Source organism: Exiguobacterium sp. s46, assembly GCF_018618875.1.
In the GTDB taxonomy this organism is placed as follows: Bacteria; Bacillota; Bacilli; order Exiguobacteriales; family Exiguobacteriaceae; genus Exiguobacterium_A; species Exiguobacterium_A abrahamii.
Genome location: NZ_JACSMY010000001.1, coordinates 113,337 through 130,496, shown reverse-complemented (window position 1 = coordinate 130,496; position 17,160 = coordinate 113,337). Strand labels below are relative to the sequence as shown.

General features: G+C 48.1%; 16 protein-coding genes. 2 read left to right on the top strand and 14 right to left on the bottom strand.

Going from position 1 to position 17,160, the window contains the following annotated elements:
• Positions 1-40 precede the first annotated feature (40 nt).
• The 10 genes from rluF to lepA all read right to left on the bottom strand — a co-directional run bounded on the left by rluF (position 41) and on the right by lepA (position 11,982).
• Positions 41-736: a 23S rRNA pseudouridine(2604) synthase RluF gene (gene rluF / locus KNQ08_RS00685; protein WP_023467446.1), complete on the bottom strand. Its 696-nt coding sequence runs from the start codon at positions 734-736 to the stop codon at positions 41-43.
• A gap of 107 nt (positions 737-843) precedes the next feature.
• Positions 844-2,178, bottom strand: coding sequence for a tRNA (N(6)-L-threonylcarbamoyladenosine(37)-C(2))-methylthiotransferase MtaB (mtaB, locus tag KNQ08_RS00680; RefSeq protein WP_023467445.1), 1,335 nt, complete (start codon positions 2,176-2,178; stop codon positions 844-846).
• A gap of 5 nt (positions 2,179-2,183) precedes the next feature.
• On the bottom strand, positions 2,184-2,930 hold the full coding sequence (locus KNQ08_RS00675; protein ID WP_058704804.1) for a 16S rRNA (uracil(1498)-N(3))-methyltransferase: 747 nt from the start codon (positions 2,928-2,930) through the stop codon (positions 2,184-2,186).
• 4 nt (positions 2,931-2,934) lie between these two features.
• Positions 2,935-3,882: a 50S ribosomal protein L11 methyltransferase gene (prmA, locus tag KNQ08_RS00670; protein WP_029341002.1), complete on the bottom strand. Its 948-nt coding sequence runs from the start codon at positions 3,880-3,882 to the stop codon at positions 2,935-2,937.
• A gap of 25 nt (positions 3,883-3,907) precedes the next feature.
• Entirely contained in the window at positions 3,908-5,014 is a 1,107-nt protein-coding gene (dnaJ, locus tag KNQ08_RS00665) for a molecular chaperone DnaJ (RefSeq protein WP_214768975.1), read from the bottom strand.
• A 132-nt stretch (positions 5,015-5,146) separates the two neighbouring features.
• Positions 5,147-6,973, bottom strand: a complete 1,827-nt coding sequence (gene dnaK / locus KNQ08_RS00660; RefSeq protein WP_035398411.1) for a molecular chaperone DnaK — start codon at positions 6,971-6,973, stop codon at positions 5,147-5,149.
• A 48-nt stretch (positions 6,974-7,021) separates the two neighbouring features.
• A complete protein-coding gene (grpE, locus tag KNQ08_RS00655) occupies positions 7,022-7,579 on the bottom strand; it encodes a nucleotide exchange factor GrpE (protein ID WP_023467440.1) in 558 nt (185 codons plus the stop codon).
• Positions 7,580-7,603: 24 nt separating this feature from the next.
• Positions 7,604-8,638: a heat-inducible transcriptional repressor HrcA gene (gene hrcA, locus KNQ08_RS00650; protein WP_023467439.1), complete on the bottom strand. Its 1,035-nt coding sequence runs from the start codon at positions 8,636-8,638 to the stop codon at positions 7,604-7,606.
• Positions 8,639-8,954: 316 nt separating this feature from the next.
• Entirely contained in the window at positions 8,955-10,100 is a 1,146-nt protein-coding gene (gene hemW / locus KNQ08_RS00645) for a radical SAM family heme chaperone HemW (protein WP_064300342.1), read from the bottom strand.
• Between the two features lie 58 nt (positions 10,101-10,158).
• On the bottom strand, positions 10,159-11,982 hold the full coding sequence (gene lepA / locus KNQ08_RS00640; RefSeq protein ID WP_023467435.1) for a translation elongation factor 4: 1,824 nt from the start codon (positions 11,980-11,982) through the stop codon (positions 10,159-10,161).
• A 232-nt stretch (positions 11,983-12,214) separates the two neighbouring features.
• Here lepA and rpsT point away from each other — a divergent pair, with 232 nt between their 5' ends.
• Positions 12,215-12,475, top strand: a complete 261-nt coding sequence (rpsT, locus tag KNQ08_RS00635; protein ID WP_023467434.1) for a 30S ribosomal protein S20 — start codon at positions 12,215-12,217, stop codon at positions 12,473-12,475.
• 126 nt (positions 12,476-12,601) lie between these two features.
• On the opposite strand, the gene KNQ08_RS00630 is transcribed toward rpsT, so the two are convergent.
• Together KNQ08_RS00630 and holA are read right to left on the bottom strand one after the other, a co-directional pair.
• Positions 12,602-13,045 (bottom strand): GNAT family N-acetyltransferase, encoded by a 444-nt coding sequence (locus tag KNQ08_RS00630; protein ID WP_251133591.1) that lies wholly within the window; start codon positions 13,043-13,045, stop codon positions 12,602-12,604.
• Between the two features lie 13 nt (positions 13,046-13,058).
• A complete protein-coding gene (gene holA, locus KNQ08_RS00625) occupies positions 13,059-14,063 on the bottom strand; it encodes a DNA polymerase III subunit delta (protein WP_231681748.1) in 1,005 nt (334 codons plus the stop codon).
• 97 nt (positions 14,064-14,160) lie between these two features.
• Between holA and KNQ08_RS00620 the strand changes: the two genes are divergently transcribed.
• Positions 14,161-14,322, top strand: a complete 162-nt coding sequence (locus KNQ08_RS00620) for a YqzM family protein (protein WP_023467431.1) — start codon at positions 14,161-14,163, stop codon at positions 14,320-14,322.
• Positions 14,323-14,358: 36 nt separating this feature from the next.
• Here the strand turns inward: KNQ08_RS00620 and KNQ08_RS00615 are convergent, their stop codons facing one another.
• Together KNQ08_RS00615 and KNQ08_RS00610 are read right to left on the bottom strand one after the other, a co-directional pair.
• Positions 14,359-16,521, bottom strand: a complete 2,163-nt coding sequence (locus KNQ08_RS00615; RefSeq protein WP_214804381.1) for a DNA internalization-related competence protein ComEC/Rec2 — start codon at positions 16,519-16,521, stop codon at positions 14,359-14,361.
• A complete protein-coding gene (locus KNQ08_RS00610; RefSeq protein WP_214804379.1) occupies positions 16,521-17,129 on the bottom strand; it encodes a helix-hairpin-helix domain-containing protein in 609 nt (202 codons plus the stop codon). The genes KNQ08_RS00615 and KNQ08_RS00610 overlap by 1 nt, the downstream gene beginning before the upstream one ends.
• Positions 17,130-17,160 lie beyond the last annotated feature (31 nt).

Genomic DNA, 17,160 nt, shown 5'->3' with positions numbered 1-17,160 from the left:
ATGTATGAAGAAAGCCGCCAGTGGCGACTTTCATTGAACCTTATTGCCCGTCAAGCGTCGTAAACAACTCGCGTAATTCCTCTTCTGTCAAATCACGCCAAGAACCAATCGGTAAATCGCCAAGCTCGATGTTCATGATCCGGACGCGTTGGAGACGCTTAACTCGGTAGCCGAACTCTTTACACATACGGCGAATCTGACGATTTAACCCTTGCGTCAAAATGATCCGGAATGTCCGTGTCTCAAGTGGTTCAACGATGCATTCCTTCGTTGTCGTACCGAGAATGTCAACACCACTCGCCATCCCTTGAATGAACGTATCCGTAATTGGTGCATCGACGGTTACGATATATTCTTTATCGTGATTGTTTTCTGCTCGTAAGATCCGGTTAACGACATCACCGTCATTCGTCAAAAGAATCAAGCCGTCTGAATCTTTATCGAGGCGACCGATTGGGAAAATCCGCTTCGGATGATTGACGAAATCGATGATGTTTCCTTCGATATCAAGCTCTGTCGTACACGTGATGCCGACTGGTTTATTTAAGACGATGTAGACAGGTTTTGGTTTTGTCTGGAGCGGCTGACCGTCGATTTCAACGACGTCCGTTTCTTCAGCTTGCGAGCCGAGTTCTGCTGTCAGACCGTTGATCGTCACACGACCTGCATCGATCAGTTTATCGGCAGCACGTCTTGAGCAAAAGCCCGTTTCGCTAATGAATTTGTTGATTCGCATGAATGATATCCTCTTTCCTTAATTGAACTGTATTCAGTGTAGCGCATTCCTGAAATGAAAACAAAAAAAGTGGCAAAGAAAACCAGAGGTTTCCTTTGCCCTTTCGATTAGACCGCAGCGTCTTTTAATGTCTGCATGATTCGAACGAATTGACCATCATTCATCGGATAGCCGGCTTTCGTGATTTTGACACGAACGAGTTGTCCGATCATTGACTCATCGCCTTCAATTGCAACACGCAGATAGTTATCCGTGTAACCGACGAGACGACCGCCTGCTTCTTCCGAAAATTCTTCCGGAATGATCTCAAGCAGTTCTCCTTCGTATTTCGAAGCATATTCCTTCGCGAGTTGATCCGATAAGGCAATCAAACGCGCGACGCGTTCTTCTTTGATCGATTCCTCGACTTGATCGTCCATCATCGCAGCCGGTGTTCCTGTCCGTTTCGAGTACGGGAAGACATGCAATTCACTGAACTTATGATCATTGATGAAGTTGAACGTTTCCATGAACTCTTCTTCCGTCTCGCCTGGGAAACCAACGATGACATCTGACGTGATTGCACAGTCAGGCAGGACTTCCTTCAGACGCGTGATCCGTTCTCCGAATTCCGCCATCGTATATTTACGACGCATCCGGCGAAGGACCGTATCGGATGCAGACTGGATCGGAACGTGTAAGTGACGAACGACGATCGGCGAATCCTTCAGGACATCAAGTACTTCATCCGTGATTTGACTCGCTTCGATCGACGAAATGCGCAAGCGTTCAAGTCCATTGACGGATTCGAGTGCTTTAAGTAATTTTGCTAAGTTGTAGTCTTTCAAGTCTTCTCCGTATCCACCTGTATGGATTCCCGTCAAGACGATTTCTTTGTAACCCGCATCAACGAGCTGTTGTGCTTGCTTCAAGACATCTTCCGGTTGACGAGACCGCATGAGACCACGCGCCCATGGGATGATACAGAACGTACAGAAGTTGTTACAACCTTCTTGAATTTTCAGCGAAGCCCGTGTCCGGTCCGTAAAGGCCGGTACATCCAGTTCTTCATAGACTTTTGCTTTCATGATGTTTCCGACCGCATTGATTGGCATGCGTTCTTCACGGAATTGTTCGATGTATCCAATCATTTTATGCCGATCTTGTGTTCCGACGACGACATCGACGCCAGGAATCGCCATGATCTCAGCAGGAGACGTTTGAGCATAACAACCCGTTACGCAGATGACACTATCCGGATTTTGGCGAATCGCCCGTCGGATGACTTGGCGACTTTTCTTATCTCCGGTATTCGTGACCGTACATGTATTGACGACATACACGTCCGCATGATCAGCAAAATCAACGCGTGCGTAGCCAGCGTCCTTGAACAGTTGCCAGACAGCTTCTGTTTCGTAATGGTTGACTTTACAGCCAAGCGTTTGAAAGGCAACAGTTGCCATTTCGTTCACCCTTTCAATTCAAAATGATACGAGACGGCGGAAAGGACATACAATGGTGCCGTTTCCGTCCGTAAGATGCGACGCCCTAGAGCGGCTTTTTTAAAACCGGCATCCGTCAAACGTGCGATTTCTGCTTCAGCGAACCCACCTTCAGGTCCGATGACGACAAGAAGGGAATCACCCTCTTGCAATCCAGCAAGCGTCGTAGCGAGGACGGAGGCCTCCCCTTGTTTCGCTGATTCTTCATAGGCAACCAGACAAGCCGTATAGTTCGATGCATCCTGTAAGACTTCATCATACGCCACGAAGTCGACTGTCGGCAAGTGGGCACGGTACGATTGTTCCGCTGCTTCCTTGACGATTTTTTCGAGTCGTTCAATCTTTTTCGGAACCTTCTTTTGATCCCATTTCGAGACGGAACGGTCGGCTTCGAAAATTCGTAGATGATGGATCCCGAGTTCCGTTGCTTTTTGGGCAACGAGTTCGATCTTATCGCCTTTTGGCAATCCATGGGCGATCGTCACACGAATCGGTAATTCCGTCTCGATCGGTAGAGTCTCTTCGATCCGGGCAGAAGCCGCTTGTTTATCGAGTGCTTCCAGACGGCACCGGTAAAGACCTGTCCCGTCGAGTACGAGAATCTCTCCGCCGACTTCCATCCGCATGACGTTTTTCATATGGTGTGCGTCGTCTTTCGGGAGATGAAACACATCTCCCTGACGCATCGAGGGCTCGACGAAATACCGTTGCATGCGTTTACGCCTCCCGTTTCGCGATGATCGCGACCCAGTCCTCAAGCTTCGTCGTCTCGACGATCGTAAATCCTGCTTCTTGCATCGCTTGTACGACCATATCCTTCTTCTGACTGATGATACCGGAAGCGATGAAATGACCGCCTGGTAACGTCAACGTATAGGCATCCTTGACGAAGAGAAGGATGACTTCCGCTAAGATGTTCGCGACGATCAACTCGACCGGCTCACTCAATTCCTTCATCAAGTCACCTTGACGGACCGTGATCTGCTCACTGACTTCGTTCAAAGCGACGTTTTCCGTCGCTGATTTGACAGCGACTTCGTCTAAATCGAGTGCAAAGACATCCTTTGCCCCAAGCTTCGCTGCTGCAATCGCTAGGACACCGGATCCCGTTCCGACATCGACGACACGGTCTTGCTCTTGCAAGTAGTTCTCAATCGCTTGAATACAGAGGACCGTCGTCGGGTGTGTTCCCGTTCCGAATGCCATGCCTGGATCGAGCTCGATGATTTTTTCATCCGGTTGTGGTGTATAATCTTCCCACATCGGGACGACCGTCAGATGGCGACTGATCTTGACTGGCTTATAGAATTGTTTCCATGAATGAGCCCAATCTTCTTCATCTACTTGAGTCAGCGTGACAGCACCCGTGCCAATCGACAGACCGAAGTTCGTCAACTGCTGGATATCATGTTCGATGCCTTTGATCGTGTCCGTCAAATCGCTGCTTTCTGCAAGATACGCCTTCACGAGTACACCTTGAGTCGGGTACTCGTCTCGTTTCGTCTCATCCCAAATTTCACCGAAGTTATCTTCGCGGTGGGACATCATCTCGAAATCTTCGACGTCCTCGATGACGACTCCGCTTGCTCCCGCTTCATGTAAGATGTTTGAAACTGCTTCGATGGCTTCTTGTGTCGTATGGACACAGATCTCTGACCATTTCATTTCTTGTCACGCTCCTCTGTAGTGATCACCCTGTAAAGAATGTCTTGATCCGGCTGAAGACACCTTCGTGTTGCTCTTCGACACCTTTTTCATCGCTGATTTCATTGAATTCCCGTAAGAGTTCTTTTTGACGTTCCGTCAGATTCTTCGGTGTAATGACGACGACATTGACGTACTGGTCGCCATGGTGACCGGACCGAACGTTCGGCATCCCTTTTCCACGGAGCCGGAACCGTGATCCTGTCTGTGTTCCGGCTGGAATCTTCAGACTGACCTTACCGTGAACAGTCGGCACTTCGATTTCATCGCCAAGTGTTGCTTGCGCGAATGTAAGTGGCATATCCATGACGATATGATCGTCGACACGTTCGAACAGTTCGTGTGCTGCGACACGAACGACGACATACAAGTCACCTGCTGGTCCACCGTTGACACCGGCTTCCCCTTTACCTGCTAAGCGGATTTGTTGCCCATTATCGATTCCTGCTGGAATTTTGACACGGACATCTTTGTTTTTACGAACGCGACCAGCTCCACGACATGTTTCACATGGCTCCTTGACGATTTGTCCACGGCCGTGACACGTTGAACATGTCGTTTGGTTAACAACACGACCGAACATCGTGTTTTGTTCGACGTTGATGTGACCCGAACCACCGCATCGTTTACATGTTTCCGGCTGTGATCCTGGTTTAGCACCCGAACCATGACATGTCCCGCAATCTTCTTCGACTGGGATCGTGATCGTCTTCTCGACGCCTGTGACCGATTCCATGAAGTCGATTTCCTCGACGTATTGTAAATCCTGTCCTTTACGTGGTGCATTTGGATCTTGACGACGTCCGCCACCGAAGAACATGTCGAAGATGTCTCCGAATCCTTCAGCTCCACTGAATCCACCGCCACCTTGCGATGGATCTTGGTGACCGAATTGATCGTAACGTGCTCGTTTATTGTCATCGGATAACACTTCATACGCTTCCGATAATTCCTTGAATTTCGCATCCGCATCCGCTTCCTTGTTGACGTCCGGGTGGTACGTCCGGGCAAGCTTACGGTACGCGCGTTTGATTTCCGCTGATGAGGCATCGCGCGCGACGCCTAGTACTTCATAATAATCGCGTTTTTCCACGTGCAGTCTTCCTCTCTCTATTCCGATTCATTTCATACTGTTTGATTTTACCGAACTTCGTGCGACATGGAAAGAGCCAAAGCGCGGATACGCTTTGGCTCTCTCTAGCGCCCGAAAAATCGGTCGGATGAATTACTTGTTGTCTTTCTCGTCGACTTCTTCGAACTCAGCGTCCATGACGTTGTCGTCTTGACCACCAGCTTGTGCGCCTTCAGCGCCCGCTTGTTGCTGTGCCATGTTCTCGTAGACTTTTTGTGTCAACTCTTGGACGACTGTCGACAATTCGTCTTTTGCAGAACGGATTGCTTCGATGTCTGTTCCTTCGAGAGCTTTTGTTACTTTTTCTTTTGCAGCTTCTGCTTTTTCTTTATCAGCGTCAGCGACTTGCTCACCGAGGTCTTTGATTGCTTTATCTGTTGCGAAGACGAGTTGGTCTGCTTCGTTGCGTAATTCGACTTCTTCTTTACGCTTGTTGTCTGCGTCCGCGTTTGCTTCTGCATCTTTGACCATTTGCTCGATATCCGCTTCAGTCAAACCGCTTGATGATTGAATCGTGATCGACTGTTCTTTGTTCGTTCCGAGATCTTTCGCAGAAACGTTAACGATACCGTTCGCGTCGATGTCGAATTTAACTTCGATTTGTGGCACACCACGTGGTGCTGGCGGAATGTCCGTCAATTGGAAGCGACCAAGTGTTTTGTTATCTGCTGCCATTGGACGTTCCCCTTGGAGGACGTGGATGTCAACAGCTGGTTGGCTGTCTGCCGCAGTCGAGAAGACTTGTGATTTCGAAGTCGGGATCGTTGTGTTGCGATCGATCAATTTCGTCATCACGCCACCCATTGTCTCGATACCGAGTGAGAGTGGAGTTACGTCGAGAAGAACGACGTCTTTGACGTCTCCTGTCAATACGCCACCTTGAACCGCTGCACCGAGTGCAACGACTTCATCCGGGTTAACCCCTTTGAACGATTCTTTACCAGTGAAGTCTTGGATTGCTTTTTGAACTGCAGGAATACGAGTCGAACCACCAACGAGGATGATTTTGTCGATTTTGTCTGGTGTCAGACCTGCATCGTTCATAGCACGGCGTGTTGGTTCCATCGTACGTTCAACGAGATCTGCTGTGAGATCGTCGAATTTCGCGCGTGAAAGTGTCATTTCCAAGTGAAGTGGACCTGATGCGCCAGCTGTGATGAACGGAAGGCTGATTTGTGTTGAAGAAACACCTGAAAGGTCTTTTTTCGCTTTTTCAGCTGCATCTTTCAAACGTTGAAGCGCCATCTTATCTTGAGCAAGATCGATGCCGTTTTCTTTTTTGAATTCTGCTACAAGATGGTCGATGATTTTTTGGTCGAAATCATCTCCACCAAGACGGCTGTCACCAGCAGTTGAAACAACTTCAAAGACGCCATCACCGAGTTCAAGGATCGACACGTCGAACGTACCGCCACCAAGGTCATAGATGAGGATCGTGTGATCTTCGCCTTTTTCGAGACCGTATGCGAGTGCTGCCGCTGTAGGCTCGTTGATGATCCGTTTTACATCAAGACCAGCAATCGTACCAGCGTCTTTTGTCGCTTGGCGTTCTGCATCGTTGAAGTAAGCAGGTACTGTGATGACAGCTTCTGTGACTTTTTCACCGAGGTAGTCTTCTGCTTGCGCTTTTAGTTTTTGAAGGATGATCGCAGAGACTTCTTGTGGTGTGTAGTCTTTGCCTTCAACTTCTACTTTATAGTCCGTACCCATATGACGCTTGATCGACATGATCGTGTTCGGGTTCGTGATCGCTTGACGTTTTGCGACTTCCCCTACTTGACGCTCGCCGTTTTTGAATGCGACGACAGATGGTGTCGTACGGTTTCCTTCTGCGTTAGCGATGACGACTGGTTCGCCACCTTCCATTACTGCAACACATGAGTTCGTTGTACCTAAGTCAATACCGATGATTTTTGCCATGATCTATTTCCTCGCTTTCAATGATTGGAATAATAAAGTGCAAGCCGATTACTCAGCTACTTTAACCATACTCGGACGAATCACACGATCGTGCAATTTGTACCCTTTTTGGAATTCAGCGATGACGACACCTGATTCGTGTTCTTCGCTCGCTTCTTGAACGACCGCTTGGTGTAAGTTCGGATCGAACGCTTCACCGACTGCTGGAATCTCGACGACGCCTTCATTTTGAAGCGTTTCGACGAGTTGACGTTTCACCATCTCAACACCCGTCAAGACGGATTTCGTCTCCTCGTTTTCCGTCTCGATTTGGAGCGCACGGTCCAAGTTATCGACGAGTGGTAACAGCTTTTCGACGATGGCTTGTGAAGAATACTTCGCGCGATTCTCTGCTTCGACACGGTTACGACGCTTGAAGTTCTCAAAATCCGCACGGAGGCGTAATTCTGAAGCTTTTGCTTCTGCGAGTTGTGCTTCGAAGTCTGGTTTCTCGTCTTCGACGAGATCCGCTTGAATGACTTCTTCTTCTGTGACTTCGACGGTTTCAGTCGGCTCTGTCACGTTTTCTTCTTGTTGGAGGTTTTGATTCTGTTCTTTTTCTTCCACTCTGAATCGAGCCCCTTTCTATATTCAATCCAAATTGTTCTTATGCAATTCGGTTTGGAATGCTTGAAGTAGATGGATGATCGAGTTGATTCCCCGGTTGTAATCCATCCGTTTCGGTCCGATCAAGGCAAGTGTCCCGATCGAGACACCGTCGACCGAATAATGGGCCCGGATGACGCTACAATCTTTTAATGCATCCACATTGTTCTCACTCCCGATCGTAATCAGGATTTGATTATCGAGATTCGGTCGTAGGAAGTCGAGAACGGCTTCTTGCTGTTCGATCAACTCGAGAACAGGTCGTAGTTTTGCGACGTCCTGAAATTCGGGCTGATCGAACATGTTGGCTTTCCCGCCCAGATAGATGAACGGTCGCTCCTCTTGATCCGTCAAGACGAGATCAAGTGCCTTCGAAAGCAACACCGTCTGTTCAGAATGCTCTGAACGGAAGCGACGGATTTCCTCGAGCAGACGACTGCGCAAGGCTGAGAGCGGCGTACCGCGTAACGTCTGATTCAGACGTTCCATCAGTCGGCTCGCTGCTTCCTGGGACAACGCTTGATTCAATTGCAGGGTCTTGTGTTCGACATGTCCCGTCTCGGTGACGAGAACGATGACGACACGACCTTCGGCAAGAGGAATCAATTCCAGATGATGCAAGCGTTGTCCTTCTTCTTTTGGTCCAAGTACAAGCGTCGTGTAATGGGTTAAATCGCTCAACAGGTCTGCTGTGTGCCGAATCAACCGATCATTCTCATTCACGGAATGGGCAAAGAGTGATTTCAATGCCTGCGCTTCTTTTGGTGTGATGCTTTCCGGACGAATCAGATGGTCGACATAAAAACGATATCCGAGTTCGGAAGGAATCCGTCCTGCGGAAGTGTGTGGCTTTTCAATCAGCCCCATCTCTTCGAGGTCCGCCATCTCGTTGCGAATGGTCGCGGAACTGAACGTCACGTCGTCTCGCTTGGAGAGCGTCCGTGAGCCGACGGGTTGAGCAGTCTTGATGTAATCATCGACGATTGCACGTAAAATCAACAATTGACGATCCGTCAGCACCTTCTTCACCACCTTATTTTGTTAGCACTCACTTTTAACGAGTGCTAATTACATCTTTTACTATAAGGAATTGTCCGTCCGATGTCAACCGAATTGCGTGACCCTTTGAACAGTTTCCCATTCTGCGATACAGTGAAACAAAGAACGGAAAGGATGAATCGGATGATTGAATTATTGGCAATGGCAGGAGTCTTTGTCTGGCTGTTCATCGCGGTCATCGGAACGACTGCCTATTTTTTAAGGAAATCCAAAAAATGAAAAGAAGCGGTATTCCTCTTTTTTAAGGAAACACCGCTTCTTTTCATTTATTCAAGATTCATTGAACCTGCGCTTCACCGATGAACTCCGCAAAGACTTCGTTTGCTAACGGAATACCAGCAGGCGTTAAACGGATATGTGTCTCCGTCTGTTCGACGAGACCGTTTGGCAATAAACGTTTCATGACTTCACCAAACACATCTTTAAACGCTACTCCATATTTCGTCTGGAAACGTTCGAGTGATACGCCATCCTTCATTCGAAGTCCGAGGAACATTTCTTCTTCCATCCGCTCGACGTTCGTCAACGGCGTCTCTTTTCGAACCGGTAACCCTTCCGCCTTGATATAGTGCGGAATTGGTGCGATGTTCGCACGACGCGTCTGATTGATGTAGCTGTGTGATCCTGCACCGAATCCGTAGTACTCATCGTTTTCCCAGTAGACGCGATTATGACGACTCTCTTTTCCTGTTTGCGCGAAGTTCGAGATCTCATACTGCGCATATCCACCTGCTTCGATCGTATCGATCATCACTTGATACATTTCTGCCTCGAGATCTTGCGTCGGTAACGGTAACTTTCCTTTTCGCTCTTGAATCGCAAAGACCGTGTGCGGTTCTAAGATCAACGAATAGGAGGAGATATGCGTGATCGGTAATTGAAGTGCCCGCGAGACGTCGTAGCGGACCTGATCGAGCGTCTGATTCGGTAAGCCGAACATCAAGTCGACGGAGATGTTATCAAACCGTTTCGCTGCTGCGTCGAGCGTCTGCGCGACTTTCGCTTCCCGGTGCGTCCGACCGATGCGTTCGAGCAAACCGTCATCAAACGATTGGACACCGAAACTGACGCGATTGACACCGCCCGCCTTCATGATATCGAGCTTCTCTTCTGATACACCGTCCGGGTTCGACTCGACTGTATACTCTAAATCATCGCCTGTCAGGGGCAACAAGTGTTTCTGGATGATTTCCATCAACCGTTGCATCTGTGGTTCATTTAAAGCGGTTGGTGTTCCGCCACCGATGAAGATCGTCTCGAGATGATCCGTCGGGTATTGTTTCAACGTCAGTTCGATTTCGCGTTCGAGCGCATCGAGGTATTCATCGACGGGCTGATTCTTTAAAAAGACTTTATTGAAATCACAGTAATAACAAATATGTTCACAAAAAGGGATGTGGACATATGCGGCGCGTATTCCCATTTCGCCTCATCCTTTCTCTATAAAAACCAAAAAGGGGACGCAAGCGCCCCCCACCTGTTTAATCTTCGTCCATGGATAGAACGGACATGAAGGCTTCTTGCGGTACCTCTACTGAGCCTACCATCTTCATGCGTTTCTTACCTTCTTTTTGCTTCTCGAGCAGCTTCCGTTTCCGAGAAATATCTCCCCCGTAACATTTCGCGAGAACGTTCTTCCGTAATGCCTTAATCGTCGAACGAGCAACGATCTTCGTTCCGACAGCGGCCTGGATCGGGACTTCGAACTGCATCCGCGGAATCAATTCTTTCAACTTATCAACGATGACTTTCCCGCGTTCGTACGCAAAGTCACGGTGAACGATGAAGCTGAGCGCATCGACGTTCTCGTTGTTGAGCAGGATGTCCATCTTGACGAGACGCGACTGTTGATAGCCGATCAATTCATAATCAAGTGACGCATACCCTTTCGTACTCGATTTCAACTGATCGAAGAAGTCGTAGACGATCTCAGATAACGGTAACTCATACGTGATTTTGACACGTGTCGTATCGATATATTGCATGTCAACGAATGTCCCGCGCTTCTTCTGGCACAACTCCATGATCGCACCGACGTAGTCATTTGGTGTCATGACAGCAGCCTTAACGAACGGCTCTTCGATGAATTCGACTTTTTGCTGATCCGGCATCTTCGATGGGTTATCGACGTGCAAGACTTCACCCGCTGTCGTCGTCACGTGATAGATAACCGATGGTGCCGTCGTGATCATATCGATGTTGAATTCACGTTCGATCCGCTCCTGGATGATTTCCATGTGGAGCATCCCGAGGAATCCACAACGGAATCCGAATCCGAGTGCTTGTGATGTCTCTGGTTCGAACTCAAGCGCCGCGTCACTAAGTTGTAGTTTTTCAAGCGCTTCTCGTAAATCGTTGTATTTCGCAGCATCGATTGGATAGAGTCCACAGTATACCATCGGATTCATCTTACGGTATCCTGGCAGTGCTTCAGTAGCTGGCTGTTTCGCAAGCGTAATCGTATCCCCGACACGTACGTCGCCGACCGTTTTGATCGAAGCAGACAACGTCCCAACATCACCGACCGTCAATTCTTGCTGACGTAATGGTTTTGGTGTCGCAACGGCAAGTTCCAGAACCTCAAAGTCCTTACCTGTCGACATCATCCGAATCTTATCGCCGACTTTAACTGTTCCGTTGACGATTCGAATCGATGCTACGACACCACGGTAAGCGTCATAATAGGAGTCAAAGATCAATGCTTCGAGTGGTGCAGACGGATCACCCGTCGGCGCTGGTACTTTCTCGACGATTTGTTCGAGAATTTCTTCAATACCGATCCCTGCCTTCGCAGAAGTCGGAACGGCTTCAGATGCATCGAGTCCGATGACATCTTCGATTTCTTGACGGACGCGTTCGACATCCGCAGAAGGTAAATCGATTTTGTTAATGATCGGAAGGATTTCGAGATCGTTGTCGAGTGCTAAGTAAACGTTCGCAAGCGTCTGCGCTTCGATTCCTTGCGCCGCATCGACGACGAGGACAGCCCCTTCACAAGCTGCAAGTGAACGCGAGACTTCATATGTGAAGTCGACGTGTCCAGGTGTATCAATGAGGTGAAGAATGTAATCTTCCCCATCTTTTGCTGTATACTTCAATTGAACAGCGTTGAGTTTAATCGTGATGCCACGCTCACGTTCGAGATCCATGGCATCAAGTGTCTGATCTTTCATTTCGCGCGATGTCAACGCGCCAGTTTTTTCTAAAATTCGGTCAGCGAGTGTCGACTTCCCGTGATCGATATGGGCAATGATCGAGAAGTTACGAATACTCTTCTGCCGCTTTAAACGGTCTTCATTCGTCATGTTTAGAGTCACCTTACCTTATTTTCAAACGTACATACGGTTCATTATACCAAAAAGCGCTTCACTGTACTATCTCGTTTTGTTTTACCCGAAAAACAAAATGTGAAGATTCCCTAGACGTCGTATTGCTTTTAAGAAAAACGTTTGCTACAATTGTGTTTGTTCTGTTGAACGATAACTGCAGATATGCGAATATAAATCTCGAATGAGTTTTATTGGAGGTGAATCATCCATGGCTAACATTAAATCAGCAATCAAACGCGTTAAAACAGCTGAAAAACGCCGCGTCGCTAACGTACAACGTAAATCGGCAATGCGTTCAGCGATTAAAGCAGTCGAAACTTTCGCAGCTGAAGGTAACAAAGACCAAGCGGTCCTTGCTTTCGCTACAGCTTCTAAAAAAATCGACAAAGCTGCTGCTAAAGGTCTCATCCACAGCAACAAAGCTGGTCGTGACAAATCACGTCTCGCTAAACTCGTAAACGCACTTTAATTCTTTCCGAAGAATACGGTGATGGGTCGCCACTAGGAGGGTTCTCCAGTGGCGATTTTTTATATGATCTAAAATGGCGGACGAAGGACTCGTGTAAAACGATTCCTTCGTCCGCCATTTCTTGTCTTACTTGTCGTCTAGACGATCGATCATGACATAGTGAAGACCGATCCCTTCAATGAGGAACGGTTCTCCAACACGTTCCAGTCCGAGGCGCTCATAAAAAGGAAGTGCCGTGACGCGGGCGTTACACCACCATGCTGTCACTTGTCGTTCTTTCAATAGACGACGGACTTCTTCGATCAGCGCACGACCATATCCTTCACCACGCACGTCTTCACTCGACGCCATACCACGAAGCTGATACGTCGCTCCTGGCGCTTGTGCATGCGATTGTTCCGAGAAACTACCGATTGCGACGATTTGTTGTGCTTTTATCCCGCCGAGATGAAACGTCGATGCAAGCGCATCGTCTGGGTAGATACATGCTTCACGTGGTTGATGTGGACGTAACACATCATGCCGTAATGGGATGACCTCTTCTGCTGTAATGATCTGGACTTCCATCATCGTTTGCCTCCTCTTATAGCGTCGCTAAGCGAACAATCAACGCATCGAATAGAATCTTCTTATCACCGCGTCCTGTTTTCATACCTTCATCTGTCGTCGTGATGGCGATGAGTGCTTGCTCGAGCTGCGCAAACGTAAACCGTTTGGCAGACTGGAGTGCCAATTTGATCGCATATGGATGCGCTCCGACTTTTGATGCGATTTGTCGTTCTCCGTATCCTTGTTCTGCTAATCGTTTCGACAGCAGCATCATCCGGTATTGGCGTGCCATCAGTCCAAGGAGAGCCAACACTTCCTGTCCTTGTTTTTCAAGGTCGCGAATCAAGCGGATCGCTGGTTCGAGTTGACGCTTCATCAAGTAGTCCGTTAATTGAAAGACGTTGTCCTCTAATGTCCGCGGAACAAGCAAATCGACATCCTCGATTTCGATTGTTGGTCGGTCCCCTGCAAACAACATCAACTTCTCAAGTTCATGGGCTAATGTCCCCCACATCTCAGCAGTCAAGAAAATGAGTCGCTCGATTGCTGGACGTTCCATCCGGTATCCTTTGTCGTTGACAGCATCCAGAACGAAGCGGAACAACTCTTCGGTCGTCGGTTTTTTTGCCTCTAGTACCGTCGCGCGCTCCTTCAATCGTTTGACGACGGTTTTTCGTTCATCGAGCTTTTCTGCTTCGACGATCAAGACAACGACCGCGTAGTCTGCCGGTTGTAGGATATAATCTGCTAACCGTTCGAGATTATGTTGTTTTTTATCTTTCGCTCCTGTCAGAAACGTTGCAGGTTTTGCAACGACGACACGGTAGTCGCTTAAAAAGGGTACCGTCTCCGCTTCATCGAGTACCGCATCAAGCGGTTGGTCGTTCAAATCGATTTTCATATAATCAAAGCGTTCTCCGTCCGGAAGAGCCGCTTTTACGATTTCACGTTCCCATTCTTCTAACAAGTGTCGTTCTGTTCCATATAATAAGTATAAATTCGCTAATTTTCCGTTGACGAGCCAAGGAGTTTTCATCATTCCCACCACATTTCACAGTTTGTTCTTAACTTCATCATAGATAATCCTCTTTTATTCCGCTATACTAGAAGCGGAATCTATTAAGGGGGAATGCAGCATGGCACATTCAGTACGCCCACCAAGTGAAAACGCGTTCGAGAACGATATTCAATCAAAACGCAACGATGCGCTCGACTCTGCCGTTGGTTTTGGTGCATCATTCGGCTTCTTCGCAGTCTTGTTCATCATCGGTGTCGCAATTAAGTTCTTAAGTCTATAATCAGTAAAACAGCAACCTTGGGGGGTTGCTGTTTTTTTATTTTATCATAGGTTCACAGCCCGCTGAAGAACAAGTTACACTCCCGTCCTCATCCGTTCGAAAGACGATCCGATCTGTCCCGATTCGCTCAAGTACGTCCGGATGCGGATGCCCGTATCGATTTTTTCGCCCGACTGACAAGATGACAATCTTCGGATTCGTCTTCTGCAAGAGTTCTTCACCGGTCGACGTGTTCGAACCATGATGACCTGCTTTTAGAATATCGATTGGTCCAACGCTTAATTCGTCCTCGATTGCTAGGCCAGCGTCACCCGTCAGTAAAACACGTTGTTTGGCAATCTGTGCAAGTAATATAATAGACCGATCGTTCTCTTCTTCTTCTCGTCCAGTCGGTGCAAGTACATGTAACCAAGGACGAATCGTTTGCCCCTTTTGAACGAACTCGACACGCGTCCCAGTTGCTTCGATCGAACGAATCAAATCGTTTCGCTTCTCATCCGTGTTGTCATACGCACCTAAATAAACGGTTTTCACGCGAACTTGACGCAGTAATCCTAGAAGTCCACCGACGTGATCATGATCAGCATGCGTCACGATGAGACCGTCGATTTCTGCTTCTCCTCGTGTGAATAAAAAGGGCGCGACGATATGACTACCTGGATCAAACGGACGAAGCAGTGGATGCGTCGTTTGTTGATAAACGCCACCGGTATCCACGACGAATGTCTCTCCTGCTTTCTCAAGCACGATACTATCGCCTTGCCCGACATCTAAAAAAGTGATCTGTTCAGGTGCGTGCCACTCCGTGTAGCCCCATGCCGTAAGTAAAAGGATCAACGGTAGAGCATGCCCCCACCATCTCCGCTCAGCAATGAACCAAGCGATTCCCGTTCCGACAACGACAATCGTCAAGACGATAGGAGAAAATGCCGGAACGGCAACCATCGCCAACGGTAGATCCTCCGCCAGTCGTAACGCTTGATCCATCCATTGAATCGCATACTGATGCGCGATCTGAAACGTTGAACGAATCGGTAAGAACGGAAGTGTCGCAAGAATGAACGATCCCGGCAGAATCACCCATTCAATCCAGCCACCAATCAATAAGTTCAAGAATGGCGACCAAATTGAAACCGTCGTCTGTTCAATACCCTGTAAAAAGAGGAGTGTTCCAAACTGTGCCCAAGCACTGATAAGCAGCCAGTTCCAAGGACGACGAACCGAACCCATGAGTCGTCTCGACAGCACAAGAAACAGCGTCAGTCCGACCGTCAATTGAAATCCGATATCGTAAATGACAGTTGGTTGAATCGCTAATTGAAAAGCTGCGACCCCCGCAATGACCTCGACCGGATCTAACGGTTTGTGGAAACGACGACCGAGCAACAGAATGATAGCGACGAGCACAGCCCGCGTGACTGGAGGACTCCACTCCGTCAACCATCCGTAAATCGGCAGTAAGATCAGAACGATATCAAGTCGTTTTTCTTTTGTCATTCTGATTTTTCGTAAGACGTACAGCAGACTAACTACTAAAAAAGCGATATGTGATCCTGAAATGACGATCGCATGTAATAAGCCGAATTTCTTAAACCGTTCGAGCGTCACTTGATCCATTAATCGATCCTCACCAAATACAAGTGCTTCGACGTAGAATGCTTGCTTTTGTGGTAACAAGTCTTCTATCCGTTTCAACCATGCTTCACGTACCCGTCTTCCTTCTGCCGCATACCCAAGTGTCGGATGACAGGAATCAAACGAACGTACTTCCCACTTTCCAGCGTAACGATGCGTATGCATGAATTGCAGTTCGTCAAAACCTCCCGCATTCGATTGTTGGCGGACATCGAGCGGTTCCGTATTGACGTGACAGGAGTAACCGATTCGTTCGTATCCTGTCTCACCTTCTGCAATCGTTGCCGTCAATAGAACCGATTGACCATTGCTCTCCGCATCATAGCGAATTCGATCCCCATTACGCTTACCTGATAAGATGTCAACAGACGAGATGTCGTGCGGTTCAGGTGACAGATGACCCATTCCGATGAATAGACAACTCAGAATGAACAAAAAGAAAAGACGACCGATTGAAAAAGACCATGACTTCATGACAGTAAATAGCATCAGCGTCACTAACCACCAGATCGATTCTTTAATGGCGACAATGAGTAAGAGAACGAACAGCGCATGAAGCGGCATCAGTAGACGATCAGGTAGGATTTAAGCGATTCTAACGTCTTTTCCCCGAACCCTTTCACATCTCCGAGTGATTCATACGTCGCAAATCCTCCCTTCTCCTCACGATAGGCTAAGATCGCTTCTGCTTTGGCAGGACCGATTCCCGGAACCTCCATCAACTGTTCCGCCGTTGCCGCATTGAGGTCAATCAGTCCTTTTGGTATCTCTGCTTTTGAGCGTTTCGTTGGTTTCGGCTGATCTTTCGTCTTTTTTACCGGCACGATGACTTCCTGTCCATCAATGAGACGTGCCGCGAGATTCATTTGTCGAATGTCAGCTTTCTCAGTCGTCTTTGCTTTTTCGATTGCATCCTTCACTCGATCACCGAGATGGAATTGATAGGGTCCAGGTGCTTCTACCGCCCCTTTCACATCGACCATGATGAGTTTGTCACGAATCGAGGTCTCCTTTTCTGCTGGCTCTGCTTTTGCCTCTTGTTGTTTATCCGTTAAGGACGGTTGATCGACCATCGCTTCATTCGAGCAAGAGGGTAATGGTACGAACAATAAAATGATGAGTAGCAGGACGACGACGAGACCTGCGATTTGTTGCAAACGTGGAACGGTCAAGACGAATCCCTCCTTTTTCCACGACTCTAAC